The following is an 18,483-nucleotide window of genomic DNA, read 5'->3' as shown; positions in this document are numbered from 1 at the left end:
TGACGTTACGTCGAGACGGGGCAGCGATGGCGCGCTTCACAGGCCACCGGCCCGGCAATCTGCCGGCCGAGACGACGAGCTTTCTCGGCCGGGAGGACGAGCTGGCGGAGCTCACCCGGTTGTGCTCGACGGCGCCGCTGGTCACGGTGACCGGTGTCGGCGGTGTCGGCAAGACCCGGACCGCCCTGCGCGCCGCCGCCGAGCTGGAGGACGGGTTCGCCGACGGGGTGTGGGTGGTGGACCTCTCCACCCTGCGCGAGGGCGCGCTGCTGGGCCATGCGGTCGCCAGGACGCTCCGGGTCCTCGACCAGACCAACCGTCCCCAGCTCGACGTGCTCACCGACCACCTGTCGGGCAGGCGCCTGCTGCTCGTGCTGGACACCTGCGAGCATCTCCGCGACGCCTGCGCGCACCTGTCGCAGGTGCTCCTGGCCGCCGCGCCCGGCCTGCGCATCCTGGCCACCAGCCGCCAGCCGCTCGGCGTCCCGGACGAGCGGACGGTGACGATCCACCCGCTGGAGACCCCCGATCCCGACCTGCCATCCGCGCCGGGGACGGCGGGCACGGACGCGATGGCGCTGTTCGAGCAGCGTGCCTCGTCCGTCCTGCCGAGGTCCGTCCCGTTGGAGGGATCGCGGCGCGCGGTGGCCCGGATCTGCCGCCGGCTGGAGGGCATCCCGCTCGCCGTGGAACTCGCGGCGGGTCAGTTGCGCGGCCTCACCGTCGAGCAGCTCGCGGACCGCCTGGACGACCGGTTCCAGGTGCTCGTCGACGACGGCGAGCGTCCCGCCTCCAGGCACCGGGCGCTGCGCACCACCGTGGGGTGGAGCCACGAGCTGTGCACGCAGCGGGAACGGCTGCTGTGGGCGCGCCTGTCGGTCTTCGCCGGCGATTTCGACCCGTGCATCGTCCAGGACGTCTGCGCCGACGACAACCTGCCCGCCGCCGAGATCCCCGGGCTGGTGGACGGCCTGGCCGACAAGTCGATCCTCCAGCGGCCCGACTGCGGCGGCACCCGGTTCCGGATGCTGGACACATTGCAGGAGTACGGCGCGCAGTGGCTGGAGGAGCTGGGCGAGCTGGACGGGGCGCGGCTGCGCCACCTCGACCGGTACCTGCGCCTCGCCGAATGGGGTGAGGAGAGCTGGTTCGGTTCCGACCAGGTCGAGGTGTTCACGCGGATCCGGAGCGAACACGCCAACCTGCAAGCCGCCCTGGAGTCCGGCCTTGCGATGCGGGACCGGCAGGACATCGCGCTGCGCCTGGCCACGTCCCTGTGGTTCTACTGGGTCGGGTGCGGGTTCCTCAGCGAGGGACGGCACTGGCTGGATCGAGCCCTCGCACTCGATACCCCCGAGAGTCCGGAACGCGTGAAGGCGCTGTGGGTGGCCGGGTACATCGCCATCAAGCAGGGTGACACCTGCGGGGCGAGGACCCTTCTGGAGACCGCCCGTTCCATGGCGGCGCGCATCGGAGACGAGGTCGGGCTGGCCAACGCCGTCCACCGGCTGGGCTGCGTCGCGCTGGTGGAGGACCAGCACGCGCGTGCCGCGCCGCTGTTCGAGGAGGCGCTCGAACGCTACGACGCGCTCGGCGATGTGCACGCCGGTGTCCTCATGGCCCGCGTCGAGTACGCGATGACGACGGCCTTCCTAGGGGACCTCGCTGCCGCGGTGGAGATGTGCGAACGCGCTTGCGACATCAGCGAGCGGCACAGCGAGCAATGGGTCAAGGCGTACGCCCTCTACGTCCTGGCCTTTGCGGACTGGACCAAGGGCGATATCGAACGGGCCACCGCTCGTGCCCGTGAGGCCATGAGGATCAGCTACACCTTCCATGACCTGGTCTGCACCGTGCTTCCGATGGAACTGCTCGCGCTGTTCCAGGCGGCGACCGGCGACAGCCATCAGGCCGCCAGGTTGCAGGGCGCCGCGCAGGGGATCTGGAGGATCGTGGGCCTCCCCCTGTTCGGATCGGCCTACTTCAACGGGCCGCACCACGAGTGCGACGAACGGGCACGCCGCGAGCTGGGCGACGCCGCCTTCGAGTCGTCCTATGCCGAGGGCACGCGGCTGGACGCCGACCAGGCGGTCGCCCTCGCCCTGGGCGGGGCGCCGTCTTCCGGACCGTGGTGGGTGCCGCTCGATTCGGAGGCCGCGCATGAGTGAGACCCGTGACCATGCCGTCGTGATCGGCGGGAGCCTGGCGGGCCTGCTCGCCGCCAGGGTCCTCGGCGACCATTTCGACCGTGTCACGCTCGTCGAGCGCGACCGGTTCCCCGGCTCCCCCGACTACCGGCCGGGCATCGCGCAGTCGCGCCACCTGCACGTGCTGTGGAACCGGGGCCTGGAGCTGATCGAGGGCTGGTTCCCGGGCGCCGAGAAGGACCTGCTCGGCGCGGGCGCCCACGATGTCGGCGTGCCCGCGGACCTGCTGTGGCTGACGTCGGCGGGCTGGCGGCGCAGGTTCGAGGTCACCCGGCTGCTGACGTTCAGCCGGGGACTGCTCGACTGGACGATCAGGACGCGGCTGGCGGCCGACGGGCGGGTGCGCCTGCTGGACGGCCACGAGGTGGCGGGGCTGCTCGCGTCCCCCGGCGGCGACAGGATCATCGGCGTCGAGGCGCGCGAACGCGGCTCCCGGTCGCCGGTCGAGTCGCTGGAGGCCGACCTCGTCGTCGACGCCACCGGACGCGGTTCCAAGACGCCGGAATGGCTGGCAGGGCTCGGCTACCCGGCCCCCAAGCAGACCCTGGTGGATCCCTTGCTGGGGTACGCCAGCCGTTACTACGCCATCCCCGCCGGGTTCGACCCGGGCTGGAAAGCGCTGTACCTGCAAGCCGACGCGCCACGGGGCACGCGGACGGGAGCGCTGTTCCCCCAGGAAGGGGACAGGTGGATCGTCAGCCTCTTCGGCATGGGCGCCGACTACCCGCCCACCGATGAGAAGGGGTTCCTGGAGTTCGCCGCCAGCCTGCGCAGCCCGCTGCTGTACGAGGCGATCCGGGACGCCGAGCCGCTGTCCCCCATCGTGTCCTACCGCCGTACCGCCAACCACCGCAGGCATTACGAGCGGATGCGGCGGTGGCCGGGCCGGTACGCCGTCCTGGGCGACGCGGTGTGCGCGTTCAACCCGCTCTACGGGCAGGGCATGAGCGTGGCCGCCATCTCGGCGATGACCCTGGACACCTGCCTGCGCGAACGCGCCGGCCTCGACGAGGCGGCACGCCGGTTCCAGCGCCGGGTGGCCAAGAACGCGGCGGGGCCATGGCTCATCGCCACCGGCGAGGACCTGCGGTACGGCACCACCAAGGGGCAGAAGGCCACCGTGCGGACCCGCGTCATCAACCGCTACGTGGAACGCGTGGTGGCCCTGGCCAACGTCGACCCGCGGGTGTGCGCGCGCATGGTGAACGTGCTGGGCCTCACCGCCCCGCCGGAGTCCCTCTTCCTGCCGGACGTGCTGTGGCGCGCCGCCACGAAGCGCGCCCGCCAGCCGTCCGGCCCCGACGACCTTGAGGGTCGTCAGCGACCCGGAGACCGTCGGCCACGCCGTCGGGGTCTCCGGCTGACGATCATCGGGAGCCGGTCAGCCGACGCGCTCGGCGATGGAGTCGTAGCCGCCACCGCCCGGGTAGACCCACGCCCCGGTGAGGCGGCGGTCGCCGTCGCCGAACGTCCCCTTGAAGTACGCGGGGGAACCGCGGTCGCCGGCCCAGATGGTGAGGGTGTCGCCTTCGAGCTCGTAGGTGTAGTCGAGCGTGCTGCCGTCGTCACCGTAGTAGCGGGACTTGATGTCGTCGCTGGGCTCGGCCATCAACGGTCGTAGCCTGCCGATGATCTCGAAGCCGTTCGCATCGCCCAGCCGCACGTCCTGCTGGAGGAAGAACTCGTTCAGCCAGCGGTAGGTCACGGTGCCGCCGTGCCCTCCGGTGATCTTCCACGTGCCGACGAGCCTGTCCAGGGCCCGCAGCGCCGGGTCGTCGTTCATCACGGCCTCCTTCCGAGCGCACGCCAGAGACTAGTGCACCCGGCCCTGAACGCTCGGCCGTGATGTACGGGGATGACCGCCTTGTCATCTCAATCGGTGATTCGTGCGTCTTGTCGATAAGGCGTGCTCACGACCATCCCCGCGACCGGAGAGCGCGCACGGGGAAAGGAGCACGATGTTCACTGTTCTCAAGCGCGTGTCCGCGGCCGGCGCCATCGTGGCGCTGAGCGTGACGGCGGCGCCCGCCGTGGCCCAGGCGGAGACCACACCAGGCTGGCACATCGCCTACAGCTCACCGGACGCCCCGCAGGACGACTTCTACGACATCGCCGTGACCGGGCCGGGCGACGCCTGGGCCGTCGGCTCGGGGCCCTGCTGCGTGCAGGGGGACCACCAGAAGATCAGCCACTGGGACGGGTCGGGCTGGCGGGACGTCACGCCTCCCGAGGCCCCGGGAGGCGACCGTGCGGCGTCCCTGCTGAAGGTCGCCGCGTCCTCACCGGCGAACGTCTGGACGTTCGGGATCACCTCCAACGGGGAGACCTACGGGCATCACTGGGACGGCTCCACCTGGCGGACGACGGTCTTCGACCCGGACATCGGCATCGCCGACGCCGCCGTCCTGGCACCGGACGACGCCTGGTTCGTGGGCTACGAGCAGACGGATGACGGCGAGGTGGGGATCGCCTCCCACTACGACGGCAGCGGCTGGACGACGATGCCACTGCCCATCGTCCCGGAGCAGATGAGCGCCGCGCGCGGCGCCGTCTGGGCGACCGGCCGTTCCGGGAACGGCGCCCCGGCCACCGTCCGATGGACCGGGTCGTCGTGGCGCGAGGTGCCGCTGCCCGAGCCGGCGCTCTCGCCCGGCGTTGCCGCGTACCCCGGCGACGTGCTCGCCCTCGGCCCCCGCGACGCCTGGACGAGCATGGTCCTCGGCAAGGACGACAGCGTCTGGCCCGGGGCCGTCCTGTACCACTGGAACGGCAGGCGCTGGCGCCAGGTGAAGATCAACGCCCCGGAGGACATGCTCTACCGGCTGGCCCCCGACGGCCGCGGCGGGCTGTGGATCGTCTCCCAGCACGTCCACGAGAGCGCCTACCTGCTGCACTACTCGCGCGGCAGGGTCACCCGGCAGCCCGCCCCGACCGGTGACGGCACGGCCGCCTCCATCGAGGCGATCGCCCTCGTCCCCGGCACCCGCTCCCTGCTGGCCGCGGGCGTCCTGCGCACCGAGGAAAGCTGGGGCGCGGCCATCTACGGGTACGACCCCCGCTGACCCTCCGTGGCCGGAACGGGCTTCCGGCACGGCGACGGCGCCGCACGCCGGGTCGTGCGGCGCCGTCGTCCCGTGAGGGGTCAGCCGGCCGAGGTGGTCGCCAGCGGCTTCACCGGCTCCGGCTCGGAGGCGGTCTCCGCCGTGCCCACGCGGGGCAGCACGCGGTCCAGCCAGCCGGGCAGCCACCAGTTCGCGCGTCCCAGCAGCGCCATGGTCGCGGGGACCAGCACCATCCGGACGACCGTCGCGTCCAGCACGATCGCCGTCGCCAGGCCGAGGCCCAGCATCGTGACCATGGGGTGCGGGTTGGCGACGAAGCCGAGGAACACCACGGTCATGATCAGCGCGGCGGAGGTGATGACGCGGCCGGTGCTCGCGACCCCGCGGGCCACCGACTCGGCGGTGTCGCCCGTGGCGTCGTAGTGCTCGCGGATCCGCGAGAGCAGGAACACCTCGTAGTCCATCGACAGCCCGAACAGGACCGCGAAGAAGACCACGGGAAGCGGGGAGGCGATCTGGTAGGTCTCCTCCAGCCCGAACAGGCCGCCCAGCCAGCCCCACTGGAACACCGCGACCACCACGCCGTACGCGCCGCCGATCGACAGCAGGTTCATCACCACGGCCTTCAGCGGCACCGCGACCGAGCGGAACACCACCATCAGCAGCAGGAACGAGGCCAGCAGCACCGCCGCCACGAAGATCGGCAGGGTGTCGGAGAGCTGCCGCGAGACGTCGTCGGTGGTCGCGGTCAGGCCCGCCACGGTGACGCCCGCGGGCAGGACGTCGCGGACGCGGTCGAGAGTCCGGGACGTCCGCGGGTCGGTGGGCGCGGTCGTGGGGACGGCCGGCAGCACCACCGTGTCGCCCGCCGCGGAGGACCGCGGCTCGCCGACACTGGCGATGCCGGGGTCCGCGGCGACGCGCTCGGCGATCGCGGGGACGGACGCGCCGGTCGCGCGCAGGTCGGCCACGATCAGCAGCGGGCCGTTGATCCCCGGGCCGAAGCCCTCGGCCAGCAGTTCGTAGGCGCGGCGGTGGGACGCGCCCGGAGCCTCGTCGCCGGCGTCGGGGAAGGCGGTCTCCATCCGCAGCGCGGGTGCGGCCAGGGTGAGCAGCACGGCGGACGCGGCGATCAGGTACGGCCACGGCCTGCCGGAGACGTGGTGGGCGAACCGCCACCAGGCCGTCCGCTCGGCGGGCTTGGCGGTACGGCGGCGCCCCGGCAGGCGCCAGGCGTCGACGCGGTCGCCGAGCAGCGACAACAGCGCGGGCAGCAGCGTGAGGGCGGTGGCCACGGCGAACAGCACGACCAGCGCGGTGCCGACCCCCGCGGAGGCGATCATGCCCAGGCCGGTCAGCAGCAGCGCGCCCATCGCGAGGACGACCGTTCCGCCGGCGAACACGGCGGCCGATCCGGCCGAGGCCATGGCGTCCGACAGGGCGGCGGCGTTGTCCCGGCCCCCGGCACGGTTCTGGCGGTAGCGCTCCATGATGAACAGGGCGTAGTCGATGCCGACGCCCAGCCCGATCATCGCGCCGACGGTCGGCGCGGAGGTCGAGACGTCCATCGTCCCCGCGAACAGGAAGATGCTCGCGACGCCCGCGCCGACCGTCACCAGGGCGAGCGCGACGGGGAGCAGCGCGGCCGCGACCGTCCCGAACGCGACGATCAGCACCACCAGCGCGGCGAGCACGCCGATCAGCTCGGTGCCCGAGTTCACCGGCTTGGCGTTGATGAACGCCGCCTCGCCGCCGAGCTCGGCCATGGCGCCGGCGTCCCGGACCGGCTTCAGCGTGCCGGCGACCGCCTCCAGCGGTTCCCAGCCGAGCTCGGTCGACGGCCGGTCGAAGGTGAGTGTGGCGTAGGCGACGCGCCCGTCGGGCGAGACCGTTCCCGCGGTGAACGGGTCGGCCACCGCTTTCACGTGCGGCTTGCTCGCCATCCGCGCGAGTGCGGCCTGGATGGCGGGACGGTGGCGCTCGACCCGCTGCCCTTCCTTGACGGCGAACACGGCGACGGCGCTGCCGCCGGACGCCTCGGGGAAGCGTTCGCGCAGGAGTTCGCTCGCCTCGGCGCTCTGGCTGCCGGGGGCGTCGTAGTCGTCCACCAGCGTGCCGCCGAACGCGGCCGCCAGCCCGAGGACGAGTGCGAGGGCGATGAGCCAGGCCCCGATCGTGACCCATGGCCGGCGAGCCGAGGCGTCGCCGATGCGGCGGACCATTCGATGCATCACTGTGCTCCTTGCTGTTCGGGGGGTGCGCCGCTGGTGGCGCGATGCCTACAACGGTGCGTTCCGGGCCCCCTCCCCGTCGCCAGCCCGCAGTCGGTTCGTCCGTCCGCCGCCGGAGGGGTTCTTGGACGGCGGTGGAAGCCGGGCCGCCCGCCGCAGGGCGGGGAGCCGACTCCGTCTCGCGGCGGATGACCGCGCGTCCGGCCCGGCTTACGGTGGGCTGTGCCCGCAGGTGAGCCACGGCGGGCATTTCCTCAGACCCGTGGAGTGACGGTGAACGGCACGGCGCCCGCCCTCTGGGCACCCCTGGCGGCAGGTTCGGCGAGGTTCCGGGGTCCCTTCACCCGGTGGCCCCGCCTGGCGGACGCCGCTCTCGCGTTCGCGGCGTTCCTGGTGACGACGTTCGTCCTGGACGGGCCCGGGGACGAGCTGATCGTCCGTCCCGTCCAGGACGTCCCGATCGGCGCGGCGGTCGTCTCCGCCGTGGCGGGCGCCGCGCTGTACTGGCGCAGGCGCGCGCCCCTGGCGGTGGTGGCCGTGGCGGTGCTGAGCTGGGCCGCCACCTTCGGCAGCGGCTACCGGGACATGGGCGGGGTCGTGGCCATCCTCGCCCTGTACGCCGCGGGCCGGTACTGCGCCGACGTCGCGCAGGGCCTTGCGGGCGTCGCGGCGGCCGTCGCCGTGGTCACCGTCGACGCTCTCGACATCCACGACTCGTGGGTGACGGAGGCGTCCTTCGGCGCCGCCGTCATGTTCGTGGCGTGGTACGTCGGGCGGCGTTTCCGGCTGCGCGAGGAACGGGCGGAGGAGCTACGGCGCGAGCAGGCCGCCGAGGCCCGCAGGATCCTCCCCGATGTAGAGGTCCTTGGCGATCTCGGCGTTGCTGGCGCCCCGCGCGACGGCGGTCATCACCTCGCGTTCCCGCTCGGTGAGCCGTTCCAGGCGGCTCGCGGCGGCGGCGTTCACCGCGCGGGACTCGGCGAACCGGCCGATCAGGCGGCGGGTGATGGACGGGGCGAGCAGCGCGCCGCCCTCGGCGACCGTGCGCACGGCGGCGGCGAGCTGGTCGGGCGGGATGTCCTTGAGCACGAAGGCGCTGGCACCGGCGCGCAGGGCCCGGTAGACGTACTCGTCCGGGTCGAAGGTGGTGAGGATCAGCACCTTCACGTTCCAGTCGGACTCGGCCATGATCCGGGACGTGGCCTCCAGGCCGTCCATGTCCGGCATCCGGATGTCCATGAGGATGACGTCGGGCCGGTGCCGGCGGGCCGCCTCGATCGCCTCCACCCCGGTCCCGGCCTCGGCGACCACCTCGATGTCGTCATGGATCCGCAGGATCATGGCGAAGCCGCCGCGCACCAGGGCCTGATCGTCCACCACGGCCACGCGGATCGTCACGGCGCCTCCCTCGTCGGACCGCCCTCCACCGGCAGGCACGCGACGACGGCGAACCCGCCGCCCTTACGCGGCCCGGCGTCCAGGGTGCCACCCAGCAGCAGGGCGCGCTCCCGCATCCCGACGATGCCGTGACCGCTTCTCTGGAAGGTCGCGCCCGACCCCTCGCCGTCGTCGGTCACCTCGACGAGGACGCGGTCCCCTTCGTAGCGGAGCCGCACGTCGGCGTGCGTCCCGGGACCGGCGTGCTTGAGCACGTTGGTGAGCGCCTCCTGGACGATGCGGTACGCGAACAGGTCCACGCGCGCCGGGAGGTCACAGTGACGCGACCGTCAAGTCCCACGTATCCGGGATCCTCGCCAAGCTCGGCCTGCGCGACCGCACCCAGATGGTGATCTTCGCCTATGAGAGCGGCCTGGTCCGGGCCGGCGACCACGACATCGGCCACTGACCGCCCGCGGCCCCGATCAGTCGCCGACGGCCAGGAAGGCCGGGCGGACGTGGCGCCACCGCGGCACGTCCAGGGCGTTGAGCGCCTCGACGATGCGTTTCTCCTCGTAGACGAAGTGCGTCTCCATCAGCGCGGCGAGGCTGTCGAGCTCCCTCCGCACGACGGTCGGGTCGGCGTCCACGGCGTCCAGCAGCTCCTCCAGCCGGTTGAGGGAGTCCTCGACCAGGCGGTGGTCGCGCCGGAGCTCGTCCAGGACGGGACGCAGGTCAGGAAAACGCTCGGCGATCTCGCCGAAGGCGTCGCCGTCCTCGCCGGTGTGGTGACGGGTCACGGCGGAGCAGAAGCTCAGGCAGTGCGCCCGCAGCTCGCGTGGCCGCGCTCCGCCGCCGTCGAGGGTTTCGCGGAGAGCGGCCAGCTCCTCGCGGAGCCAGAGGTGTACTTCGATCAGCTGGTGTCCGAACGCCGTCAGGCGTCCTTCGTCCGTCTCTTCCAAGGCCGTCCCAGGATGCCACCTCAAGGCTCGAACCGGTACCCCATGCCCGGCTCGATGATCATGTGGCGGGGACGGGACGGGTCGGGATCCTGCGCTGGGCGACCAGCCGTCCGGGGTTGCGGACCAGCAGCTCCAGGATGTGCCACGGCGATCGCCAGCGCTGTGGACCACACCGCGCCGACCTCGACGATCAGCATCACCGGGTTGCGCCACAGGCCAGGTTGGGGGGTGGGGTTGTGGCGGGCATTCCGGGGAAGGGGGTGCCGAGCAGGCGCAGGAGGGGTGCGGCCTTGACCGCGGTCTCCTCGAACTCCTCGGCGGGGTCGGACAGGGCCGTGACGGCGCCTCCGACGCCGAAGTCGATCCGGCCCGCGGAGGCGACGGCGGTCCTGATGACGATGCTCAGGTCGGCCGCGCCGGACAGGGAGAAGTAGCCGATCGCGCCCGAGTACACGCCGCGCGGGCCCGCCTCGAGACGGTCGATGATCTCCATGGTGCGGATCTTCGGGGCGCCGGTCATGGAGCCGCCGGGGAAGGCCGCCCGTACGCAGGCGACCGCCGAGACCCCCGGCCGTAGCCGTGCCCGCACCGTGCTGACGAGCTGGTGGACGGTGGCATAGCTCTCCACCGCGAAGATCGGGTCGACGGTGACCGAGCCGACCTCGGCGGCCATGCCCAGGTCGTGCCGGACCAGGTCCACGATCATCAGGTTCTCGGCCCGGTCCTTGACGCTGGCGGCCAGCTCGGCGCGCAGCCGCCGGTCCTCCGCCGGGTCGAGCCCGCGCGGCCGGGTGCCCTTGATCGGTTTGGACTCGACCGTGCCGTCCGCGGAGACCCGCAGGAAGCGCTCGGGCGAGGAGCTGAGGACCGACAGGCCGGGGAGCCTCAGCAGCGCCCCGAACGGCACCGGGTCGCTGCGGCGCAGCCGCCGGTACAGGTCCCACGGCGGGATCCGCGCGGGCACGCTCATGAGGTTGGTGAGGCACACCTCGTAGGTCTCGCCCGCGGCGATCTCGCGCAGGCAGGTCTCGATCATGTCCAGGTAGCGGGCGCGGTCGTGGCGCAGGGCGGGAGGACCCGCGACCGCCGTGACCGGGGACGGCTCGCGCGGCGCCAGGCCAGCCAGGACCGCGAGCCGGGACGCCGTCTCCTCCAGCCAGGCGCGGGCGTCCCGTTCGGCGCCCGCGCGGCACAGCGCGAGCAGGTGGACGGTCCCGTCCGCGTGGTCGAACGCGACGGCCCGGTCGGCGAAGATCATGGCGGCGTCGGGGTGCGGCGACCGGTGGGCCCGCGCTCCCCCGCATTCGGCCTTGAGCTCGTAGCCCAGGTATCCCACCCAGCCGAGGGCGAATCCGAACGGCAGGTCGGGCACCTCGGTGCGGTGGGAGCGCAGGTCCTTCTCGATCCAGTCGAAGAAGGACGCGCGGCTCAGCTCCGTGCGGCCGCCGGCGGACTCCACCGACAGCCGTCCCGTCCATACGTCGGCGGTGACGACCCGCGCCAGCGGGCCGCTCGCGTCGCCCATGAAGGAGAAGCGCCCGCCCCGCTCGCCGGTGAGGCTGCTGTCGAGCCAGAACGCGCGGCCGGACGCCCCGAACAGCGCCTCGAAGGCCACCTCCGGGTCGACCGGCACGGCCAGCCTGCGGGCGATCACCTGGTACGCGGCGCCTTCCGTGTCCGGGGCGGGAGGCCGGGGCGCGGCGGCGGGGCGCCTCGCCCGTGCGGGACGGCCGCGTCGTCCGGCGGTCAGCTCCATGAAGTTGCCGATGATGCGCTGCCCGTGCTCCGTGCGGACGGACTCCGGGTGGAACTGGACGCCCCACATCGGCCGCTCCCTGTGCCGGACGCCCATCAGCACGCCGTCGTCCGCCCAGGCGATGGGCTCCAGCACCGGCGGCAGGCCCTCGACGGTCAGCGAGTGGTACCGGACGGCGGAGAAGGGCGATGGCACGCCGCGGAACAGCGCGTCCCCCGAGTGCTCGACCAGCGACGGCCTGCCGTGGCGCACCTCGGGGGCGGGGACGACGCGGGCGCCGAACCGGTGGCAGATCCCCTGGTGCCCCAGGCACACGCCGAGCAGCGGGACGCGGGCGTGCTCGATCACCTCGGCGCAGATCCCGAAGTCGGCCTCGCGGTCGGGCCTGCCGGGCCCCGGCGAGATCACGACGTTGTCGAAGCCGCGCAGCGACCCCGGATCCCATGCCGGATCGTCGTTGCGGACGACGGTGGGCTCACCCCCGGCCATCGCCACGTACTGGACGAGGTTATGGGTGAAGGAGTCGTAGTTGTCGATGACGAGAGTCCGCACGAGGCCAGTGTGACGCCTCCGGCCCCGTCGCTCGTGCCGCGGTCGGCCAGGACGTGTCACGCAGATTGTCACCAATTTGGTTACGGGGATTGTCACAGGGCCGTTCCGGCAGAAGGATGAGGGCGCGACCCCAGCGCGATCACAGGAGGTGGCCGACGGCATGGAACGCGAGAGCCTCGAGGCGGCGATCGAGCGGGCGGGATCCCCGGTCGAGCTGCTCCGCCACTCCCCCGCCCGCCCGCACACCTTTCCCGTCACCCCCGAGTTCACCAACTGGCGCTCCGAGCAGCGGGCCTGGCGGACCACGTGCGCGCTGTTCGACCAGTCGCACCACATGACCGACCTGTACCTCAGCGGCCCCGACGCGGTGACGGTGCTGTCCGGCCTGGCGGTCAACGGCTTCACGGGGTTCGGCCCCGGCCGCGCCAAGCAGTACGTCGCGGTCAACCAGGACGGCCATTTCATCGGCGACGGCATCCTGTTCCACCTCGACACGAACCGGTTCGCCCTCGTCGGCCACCCGACGGCCATCGACTGGGTCCAGTACAACGCCGAGTCCGGTGACTACGACGTCGCCGTCGAACGGGACGAGAACTCCGCCGACCGCCCGTCCGGTCCCCCCAGGTACTACCGGTACGAGCTGCAGGGGCCGACGGCGAAGGCGATCGTCGAGAAGCTGACCGGCGTGCCGCTGCCCGAGGTGCGGTTCTTCCACATGACCGGCTTCACGGTCGCCGGGCACCCCGTCCGCGCGCTGCGGCACGGCATGGCCGGTCAGCCCGGGTTCGAGCTGTTCGGCCCCTGGGCCGACAACGACGACGTGCTCACCGCGATCCTGGCGGCGGGCGAGGAGTTCGGTCTCGTCCGGTGCGGCGCCAAGGCGTACGCGACGGCCAACCTGGAGTCGGGCTGGATCCCCACCGCCGTCCCCGCCATCTTCGGCCCCGAGATGAAGGCGTACCGGGAATGGCTCGGCGCGGACGCGATCGGGTCGCTCGGCGGCAGCATGGACTCCCCCGACATCGCCGACTACTACGTCACCCCCTACGACCTGGGCTACGGCCACCTGGTCAAGTTCGACCACCAGTTCCTGGGACGGCAGGCCCTGGAGCGGATGGCCGGCCTGCCGAGCCGCAGGAAGGTGACGCTGGTGTGGAACCCGCAGGACATCGCGTCCGCCGTCCGGTCGCTGTACGAGCCGGGGACACCCGCCAAGTTCATCGAGATGCCGAAGGCGCGGTACGCGTTCTTCCAGGTCGACAAGGTGCTGCGGGACGGCGTGCAGGTGGGGATGTCGCTGGACGCCGGCTACATCCCCAACGAGCGGGCCTTCGTCTCCCTGGCCACGATCGACGCCGCGGCGGCCGAGCCGGGGACCGAGGTCAGCGTCCTGTGGGGCGAGGAGCCCAACTCCGCCAAGCCGGCGGTCGAGCACCACCGGCAGGTGGAGATCCGGGCGACGGTCGCCCCCGCTCCCTACGTCCAGGAGGTGCGGGACTCCTACCGCGCCTCCTGAGCCCCCACCCCCGTCATGCCAGGAGAGGGACGTGGCGTTACTCGAAGTCTCCGGTCTCACCCTCCGCTACGGCGGTGTCGTCGCCCTCGACCGGGTCGATCTCGCCGTGGACGAGGGCGTGATCTGCGGTGTCATCGGCCCCAACGGCGCCGGCAAGACGACCCTGTTCAACTGCGTCACCCGGCTGGCGACCCCGGACTCCGGGCGGATCGGCTTCGCCGGCGAGGACCTGCTCCGCCGCCGCCCGCACCGGATCGCCGCGCTCGGGATCGCCCGGACCTTCCAGAACCTCGCACTGGTCGGCGGCCTCACGGTGCGCGAGAACGTCATGGTCGGCGGCGCCCACACCGTGCGCACCGGGTTCTGGTCCGGCGCGCTCTCGCCGCCGTCCGCCCGGCGCGCCGAGGCCGAGCTGGCGGACCGCGCCGACGACCTCATGGCGCGCCTCGACCTGCTGCCGGTCGCCGACCGGCCCGCGGGCGACGTCCCGTACGGGACCGCGAAGCGCGTCGAGCTGGCCCGCGCCCTGTGCGCGCGCCCGCGCCTGCTGCTCCTGGACGAGCCGGCCACCGGCCTCACCCACGGGGAGGTCGGGGAGCTCGCCGACCTGATCGCCGCCATCCGCGCCGACCACGAGCTCACCATCGTCGTGGTCGAGCACCACATGGGGCTGGTGATGGGCATCTCGGAGAAGATCGTCGTGCTGGACTTCGGCCGCAAGATCGCCGAAGGCACGCCGTCCGAGGTTCGGCAGGACCCCGCCGTCATCGAGGCGTACCTCGGAACCGCGGCATGACCGCGCGGAGCGAGGACACGGGTGCGGCCCCCGCCGTGGAACGCGGCGCGAACGCCCTGCTGGAGGTCGAGGGGCTGCATGCCGGATACGGGCATGTGCGGGTGCTGCACGATCTGACGTTCAGCGCGGGTGAGGGTGAGATCGTGGCGATCCTCGGTCCCAACGGGGCCGGGAAGACCACCACGTTACGGGCGGTCTCGGGCGAGATCCGGCCCCGCGGGCGGATCCGGTTCGGCGGCGAGGACATCACGGGACGCCCACCGGAGGCGCTGGTCCGGCTGGGCGTCGCGCATGTGCCCGAGGGCCGGGGCACCTTCACCGGCTTCAGCGTCGAGGAGAACCTGCTGCTCGGCGGCTACACCCTCGGCCGCGGCGAGCTGCGCGAACGGGTCGAGCACTGCTGGTCGCTGTTCCCCGAGCTGCGGGAGCGGCGGAGCCAGCGCGCGGCGTCGCTGAGCGGCGGCGAGCAGCAGATGCTGGCGATCGCCCGCGCGCTGATGCGCCCGCCGCGCCTGCTCCTGCTGGACGAGCCGTCGCTCGGCCTGGCCCCGCTCGTCACCCGCCGCGTGTTCGACGTCCTGCGGCGCATCCGCGCGGAGGACGGCACCACCCTCGTGATCGTCGAGCAGAACGCCAACCTCGTCCTCGGCTTCGCCGACCGCGCGTACGTGCTGGAGAGCGGGCGGATCTCGCTGTCGGGCACCGCCGCCGAGCTGCGCGAGCGCGACGACGTCCGCCGCTCCTACCTGGGGTACTGAGATGGAACGCTTCGTCCAGGTCACCGTCGACGGGCTCGCCGCCGGGTCGGTGTACGCGGCGCTGGCCCTGGCGCTGGTGCTGATCTTCCGCGCGACCGGGGTGCTCAACATCGCGCAGGGCGAGATGGCGATGCTGAGCACGTTCGTGGCCTACACGCTGGTCACCGCGGGCCTGCCGCTCCTGCTCGCGGTCGCCGCCACGTTCGTGATCTCGTTCGCGGCCGGGGCGCTGCTGGAACGGGTGGTGATCCGCCCGTTCGAGGGCGGCGACCCGCTGCGCATCGTGATCGTCACGCTGGGCCTGTTCCTGGTGATCAACAGCACCGCGGGCTGGATCTGGACCTACGACACCAAGCGCTTCCCCAGCGTCTTCCCCGACGAGCGGATCACGGTCGCCGGCGTCCAGCTCACGGTGGAGTCGCTGGGCACGGCCGGGCTGCTGGTGCTGGTGGTCGCGGCGCTGACGCTGCTGTTCCAGCGCACCCAGATCGGGCGGGCGATGCGCGCGGCGGCCGAGAACCCGGCCTCCAGCCGGCTGGTGGGCATCCCGGTCGGGCGGATGCTGACGCTGGGCTGGGGGATCGCCGCCGCGCTCGGCTCGCTCGCCGGGATCCTGATCGCGCCGCGGCTGTTCCTCGACCCGAACCTGATGGGCGGCGTGCTGATCTACGCCTTCGCCGCCGCCGCGCTCGGCGGGTTCGACAACCCGCTCGGCGCCGTCCTGGGCGGCTGGATCGTCGGCCTCGCCGAGGACTGGGCCGGCACCTACATCGACGCCATCGGCCAGGACCTGAAGATCCTGGTGCCGCTGGCGATCATCTTCGTCGTCCTGGTGCTGCGCCCCGCGGGGCTGCTGGGGACCCGGGAGGTGGAACGCGCGTGAGCCGGCTCGCGAGCGCACCGGTGGAAGGCCCGGCGCGGAAGCGGTGGTGGGAGGCGGACGAGCGCCGGGACGCGGTGCTCCGGCGGTGGCTGCTCGTCGCGGCGCTGGTGACCCTGGTGGCCATGCCGTTCTTCACCCGCCCGTATTGGAACGGCCAGTTCGCGCTGGTGCTGGTGTACGCGGTCGCGGCGCTCGGCCTCAACCTGCTCACCGGCTACAACGGGCAGATCTCGCTCGGCCACGGCGCCTTCTTCGCGCTGGGCGCGTACATCGCCGCCGTCCTGGTGGACCGGACGGCGGTGCCGTGGCCGCTGACGATCCCCATCGCGGCGGTCGTGGCGTTCGCGGCCGGGTTCGCCTTCGGCGGCCCGGCGCTGCGCCTGCGCGGGCTTTACCTCGCGCTGGTGACGCTGGGCCTGTCGATCGCCGCGCCACTGATCATCAAGCGGTTCGGCGGGCTGACCGGCGGCGCGCAGGGCATGAACGTCCCCACCCCGGACGTGCCCGGGTGGCTGCCCTTGGCCGTCGACCAGTTCCGGTACTTCGTCGCACTGGCCGTGGCGCTGCCGCTGTTCGCGGTGGCGTGGAACCTGGTGCGCCGCCAGACCGGGCGCGCGATCGTGACCGTCCGCGACAGCGAGCTGGTCGCGCACGCGTTCGGGATCAACTCGGCGACGGTGAAGATGCGCGTGTTCGGCGTGAGCGCGATGTACGCCGGGACGGCCGGGGCGACCTACGTCTTTCTCGTCGGCTACATCTCGCCGGACGACGTCACGATCATGCTCTCGCTCGCGTTCGTGACCGCGGTGATCATCGGCGGGGTGTCCACCATCAGCGGCGCCCTGTTCGGCGCGCTGTTCGTGCGGCTGGTGCCGCTGTACGCGAGCGAGGTCAACGACGTGCTCACCGGCGTCGTCTACGGCACGACCCTGATCGTCGTCATGTACGCGATGCCCGGCGGGATCGCGGGGACGGCGGGCACGGCGTGGCGGCGGCTGAACAGGCTGCGCGCGGCCCCGGCGGCGGCGCGCGAGGAGAGGAGTAGCGCGTGAGGCGTTCATCGACACGACTGCGGGCGCTGGCCGCCGTGGCCGCGCTCGGACTGGTCGTCAGCGGATGCGGGCGCGGCGGTGAGGGGGACACGGCGGCCGCGGGCGTCACCGACAAGGAGATCAAGATCGGCGGGATCTACGCCTTCACCGGGCCCTCGCCGTCGTACGAGGCGTCCTACGGGGCGCTGGCGTACTTCGACATGGTCAACGCCAAGGGCGGGGTGAACGGACGCAAGATCCGGTTCATCACCCGGGACGGCAAGTACCAGCCGGGCGACACCCTCCAGGCCGCCAAGCAGCTCGTCGAGCAGGAGGACGTGTTCGCCCTCTTCCACGTCCTCGGCACGCCGACCAACCTCGCGCTGCAGAACTACGTCAACCAGCAGAAGGTGCCGCACGTCTACGTCGAGACGGGCGCGGCGACGTTCGGCGCCGACCTCAGGAAGAACCCGTGGACCGTGGGCTACCAGCCGCCGTACACCAACGAGGGCGAGGCGTACGGGCGGCACGTCGCCCGCGAGAAGCCCAACGGCAAGGTGGGCATCCTCTACCAGAACGACTCGCTCGGCGCCGACTTCACCCGCGGCTTCGAGAAGGGCATCCAGGGCTCCGGCGTGAAGATCGTCGCGCGGCAGCCCTACGAGGTGAGCGACCCGTCGGTGAACAGCCATGTGTCGAACCTGAAGGCGTCCGGCGCCGACGTGTTCCTGAACGCCACCACGCCGAAGTTCGCCGCCCAGGCCATCCGGCAGGCGGCGGCCATCGGCTGGCGCCCGCTCCAGTTGCTGCCCAGCCTGGACGCCTCCCCGGAACTGGTCCTCAAGCCCGCCGGCTTCGAGGCGTCGCGCGGCATCGTGTCGATGGCCTGGTTCAAGAGCCCCACCGAGTTCCCCGACGACCCGGCCGTCAAGGAGTTCGTGGACGCCCTGGCCAGGTATCAGCCCAAGGGCAACAAGAACAGCGCGGCCGTCCAGCGCGGCTGGATCGCGGCGCAGTTGTTCGTCCGCGCGCTGCAAACCCAGAAGGAGCCGACCCGCGAGGGCCTGATGAAGGCGGTCCTCAACATGGACACCACCCTCCCCGTCCTGCTGGACGGGGTATCGATCAAGACCTCGCCGACCGACGGCTACGCCGTCCAGTCCCTGCGGCTCCAGCGCTTCACCGGCACCGAGTGGAGAACGTTCGGGGAGGTCATGGACTTCTCCTAGTGTCCCGCGTCTGAAATTCGTTGAAGAAATGTAGGGTTGCTGGATGGCTCGCAGGGGTCGGCCGGTGGCCGAGGTGAGGTTGACCGATGAGGAGCGCGAGACGCTGGTGCGTTGGGCGCGGCG

Annotated in this window: 15 protein-coding genes; 9 read left to right on the top strand and 6 right to left on the bottom strand. The window is 72.3% G+C overall.

What is annotated here, in order from left to right; genetic code table 11:
• Nucleotides 1-26 precede the first annotated feature (26 nt).
• From QSK21_RS34135 to QSK21_RS34125, 3 genes are all read left to right on the top strand, one after another.
• On the top strand, nucleotides 27-2,168 hold the full coding sequence (locus QSK21_RS34135; protein ID WP_285701826.1) for an ATP-binding protein: 2,142 nt from the start codon (nucleotides 27-29) through the stop codon (nucleotides 2,166-2,168).
• The gene (locus tag QSK21_RS34130) at nucleotides 2,161-3,828 is read left to right on the top strand and encodes an NAD(P)/FAD-dependent oxidoreductase (RefSeq protein WP_285701824.1); all 1,668 of its coding nucleotides are present in this window, start codon (nucleotides 2,161-2,163) and stop codon (nucleotides 3,826-3,828) included. Before QSK21_RS34135 ends, QSK21_RS34130 begins: the two co-directional genes overlap by 8 nt.
• Before the next feature lie 337 nt (nucleotides 3,829-4,165).
• Nucleotides 4,166-5,269 (top strand): hypothetical protein, encoded by a 1,104-nt coding sequence (locus QSK21_RS34125; protein ID WP_285701823.1) that lies wholly within the window; start codon nucleotides 4,166-4,168, stop codon nucleotides 5,267-5,269.
• Nucleotides 5,270-5,349: 80 nt separating this feature from the next.
• Here QSK21_RS34125 and QSK21_RS34120 read toward each other — a convergent pair whose 3' ends face one another.
• The 6 genes from QSK21_RS34120 to pabB all read right to left on the bottom strand — a co-directional run bounded on the left by QSK21_RS34120 (nucleotide 5,350) and on the right by pabB (nucleotide 12,147).
• On the bottom strand, nucleotides 5,350-7,500 hold the full coding sequence (locus QSK21_RS34120; protein WP_285701821.1) for an MMPL family transporter: 2,151 nt from the start codon (nucleotides 7,498-7,500) through the stop codon (nucleotides 5,350-5,352).
• Between the two features lie 254 nt (nucleotides 7,501-7,754).
• A complete protein-coding gene (locus QSK21_RS34115; RefSeq protein WP_285701820.1) occupies nucleotides 7,755-8,063 on the bottom strand; it encodes a hypothetical protein in 309 nt (102 codons plus the stop codon).
• Nucleotides 8,064-8,310: 247 nt separating this feature from the next.
• Entirely contained in the window at nucleotides 8,311-8,898 is a 588-nt protein-coding gene (locus tag QSK21_RS34110) for a response regulator transcription factor (protein ID WP_285701818.1), read from the bottom strand.
• Complete coding sequence (locus QSK21_RS34105) at nucleotides 8,895-9,197, bottom strand: sensor histidine kinase (RefSeq protein WP_285701816.1); 303 nt, start codon at nucleotides 9,195-9,197, stop codon at nucleotides 8,895-8,897. The genes QSK21_RS34110 and QSK21_RS34105 overlap by 4 nt, the downstream gene beginning before the upstream one ends.
• A 165-nt stretch (nucleotides 9,198-9,362) precedes the next feature.
• Nucleotides 9,363-9,839 carry a hemerythrin domain-containing protein gene (locus QSK21_RS34095; RefSeq protein ID WP_285701814.1) on the bottom strand — a complete coding sequence of 159 codons (477 nt, stop codon included), beginning with the start codon at nucleotides 9,837-9,839 and terminating at the stop codon, nucleotides 9,363-9,365.
• Nucleotides 9,840-10,035: 196 nt separating this feature from the next.
• Nucleotides 10,036-12,147 (bottom strand): aminodeoxychorismate synthase component I, encoded by a 2,112-nt coding sequence (gene pabB, locus QSK21_RS34090; protein WP_285701812.1) that lies wholly within the window; start codon nucleotides 12,145-12,147, stop codon nucleotides 10,036-10,038.
• 160 nt (nucleotides 12,148-12,307) lie between these two features.
• Between pabB and QSK21_RS34085 the strand changes: the two genes are divergently transcribed.
• From QSK21_RS34085 to QSK21_RS34060, 6 genes are read left to right on the top strand one after another with little or no spacing between them, the layout of a single operon-like run.
• Nucleotides 12,308-13,663 carry a hypothetical protein gene (locus QSK21_RS34085; RefSeq protein ID WP_285701810.1) on the top strand — a complete coding sequence of 452 codons (1,356 nt, stop codon included), beginning with the start codon at nucleotides 12,308-12,310 and terminating at the stop codon, nucleotides 13,661-13,663.
• A gap of 31 nt (nucleotides 13,664-13,694) precedes the next feature.
• Complete coding sequence (locus QSK21_RS34080) at nucleotides 13,695-14,459, top strand: ABC transporter ATP-binding protein (RefSeq protein WP_285701809.1); 765 nt, start codon at nucleotides 13,695-13,697, stop codon at nucleotides 14,457-14,459.
• A complete protein-coding gene (locus tag QSK21_RS34075) occupies nucleotides 14,456-15,217 on the top strand; it encodes an ABC transporter ATP-binding protein (RefSeq protein ID WP_285701808.1) in 762 nt (253 codons plus the stop codon). Before QSK21_RS34080 ends, QSK21_RS34075 begins: the two co-directional genes overlap by 4 nt.
• Before the next feature lies 1 nt (nucleotide 15,218).
• On the top strand, nucleotides 15,219-16,100 hold the full coding sequence (locus QSK21_RS34070) for a branched-chain amino acid ABC transporter permease (RefSeq protein WP_285701807.1): 882 nt from the start codon (nucleotides 15,219-15,221) through the stop codon (nucleotides 16,098-16,100).
• Nucleotides 16,097-17,152, top strand: a complete 1,056-nt coding sequence (locus QSK21_RS34065) for a branched-chain amino acid ABC transporter permease (RefSeq protein ID WP_285701806.1) — start codon at nucleotides 16,097-16,099, stop codon at nucleotides 17,150-17,152. Before QSK21_RS34070 ends, QSK21_RS34065 begins: the two co-directional genes overlap by 4 nt.
• On the top strand, nucleotides 17,149-18,360 hold the full coding sequence (locus tag QSK21_RS34060) for an ABC transporter substrate-binding protein (RefSeq protein ID WP_285701805.1): 1,212 nt from the start codon (nucleotides 17,149-17,151) through the stop codon (nucleotides 18,358-18,360). The genes QSK21_RS34065 and QSK21_RS34060 overlap by 4 nt, the downstream gene beginning before the upstream one ends.
• The last annotated feature ends 123 nt before the right edge of the window (nucleotides 18,361-18,483 follow it).

The sequence above is a fragment of the Actinomadura sp. NBRC 104412 genome, from assembly GCF_030269515.1.
Taxonomy (GTDB): Bacteria; Actinomycetota; Actinomycetes; order Streptosporangiales; family Streptosporangiaceae; genus Spirillospora.
The sequence above is the reverse complement of the archived record's forward strand: the minus strand, read 5'-3'. Positions and strand labels throughout refer to the sequence as shown.